This is a genomic window from Streptomyces sp. NTH33 (assembly GCF_003236365.1).
Classification (GTDB): Bacteria; Actinomycetota; Actinomycetes; order Streptomycetales; family Streptomycetaceae; genus Streptomyces.
This window is the reverse complement of the sequence record NZ_POTZ01000870.1, coordinates 1-1,470: the sequence shown is the minus strand read 5'-3', so window position 1 is coordinate 1,470 and position 1,470 is coordinate 1. Positions and strand designations below refer to the sequence as shown.

The window sequence follows — 1,470 nt, the reverse complement described above, 5'->3', positions numbered from 1 at the left end:
CATCTCCCCCCCCCACCTCGTCATCACGGACCTCCGCCCCGGTGCCGAGGCCGACCGGCCTGGCGCTGTCCCCGGGGATTTCCCGGCGGCCGTCCCGAACGGAACCCGCCACGTCGGCCCTCCCGAATCCCCGCTGTAGCAGGCTGGTTGCATCCTCCCGATGTATTGACGAGTCCCTGACAACCTCCGGACAATCGAACTCACTTCACGTCACCTGGAGGACCGTTGACTCACGGCCCATCTCGCCGCGCCGCCCTGCTGGCGGCAGCCGGCGGTGCGCTCGCGCTGCCCGTCATATGTTCCGGACCCGTGCATGCCGCCACTCCCCTCCCGGCGGGGAACCGCGAGCTCCCCATCGTCACGCACCCCCGCCACGCCGGCGCCGTCTACGGCCCCGACGCGGCGCGCAATGCCCACGCCGAGCCGTTGAACGCCGCCGTCAGTTGTGCCCTGGGCCGAGGAGGGCGGCGCTGATGGCCACGTTCGTCACCCGCTCCCAGTGGGGCGCCCGGGCGCCGAAGAGCGTCAGCAGCAACATCACCCCGGAACAGGGCGGCGTGGTCGTCCATCATGTCGACGCCGTGAAGGTGGCCAAGGCCGACCACGCCGACTGCGCCGGCCAGGTGCGGGGCATCCAGAACTACCACATGGACTCCAACGGCTGGTCGGACATCGCCTACAGCCACCTCGCCTGCATCCACGGCTACCTTTTCCAGGGCCGCGGCGAGTACGTCCGTACCGCCGCCCAGGGCACCACGCAGGGCAACGACGACTGGTACGCGGTCTGTGCGCTGACCGGCGGCACCATCAGCAGCTACGACACCATCACGGCCGGACTGATCGACGCCATCCGCCACGGGATCAACCGCCTGCGGGTGTCGGGCGGCGCCGCGCGGGCCATCACCGGCCACCGCGACCACCACGCGACCGACTGCCCGGGCAACCTGTACTCCCGAGTGCTCAGCGGCGAGGTCAACCCCGGTGGCGGGCCCTTGCCTCACCCCGGGGTGAGTTTCCGCCAGCCGCCGACCTTCGTGCACGCCAGCGTGGCGACCTGGCAATACCGGATGAACAGCGCGCACGGCTACTCCCTCACCGTGGACGGCCAGTACGGGCCGGGCTCCGACTCCGCCTGCCGCAGCTTCCAGTCGCGCAAGGGCCTGAGTGTGGACGGCATCGTCGGGCCGGCCACCTGGGGCGCCGCATTTGCCTAGTAGTACTTCATCAAACGGCCCTGACCTGTGACGATGCAACGCCTCGGCCAGTCGGGCGGCGGCCGGGCGAGGAGGCCTCCGCAGGTCGCGAAGATTTCGCCCGCACCCACACCATCAGGCGACGACAGATCCGCTTGAACACTCGCGAACCGCGCTCTCATGTCCTCCTCGTCGAGGTGGCAAGAGGTGCTGTGGTGGGCGGTGTTCAGCGGCCACCACAGCACCTGTTGCCACCTCGACGAGGAGGACATGAGAG

Annotated in this window: 1 protein-coding gene; it reads left to right on the top strand. The window is 69.9% G+C overall.

Going from position 1 to position 1,470, the window contains the following annotated elements:
• Positions 1-473 precede the first annotated feature (473 nt).
• Positions 474-1,214: a peptidoglycan recognition protein family protein gene (locus C1I97_RS37120; protein ID WP_111007268.1), complete on the top strand. Its 741-nt coding sequence runs from the start codon at positions 474-476 to the stop codon at positions 1,212-1,214.
• The last annotated feature ends 256 nt before the right edge of the window (positions 1,215-1,470 follow it).

Coding starts and splice junctions, on each gene's coding strand:
- C1I97_RS37120 (WP_111007268.1), top strand. CDS start 474: ATGGCCACGTTCGTCACCCGCTCCCAGTGGGGCGCCCGGGCGCCGAAG.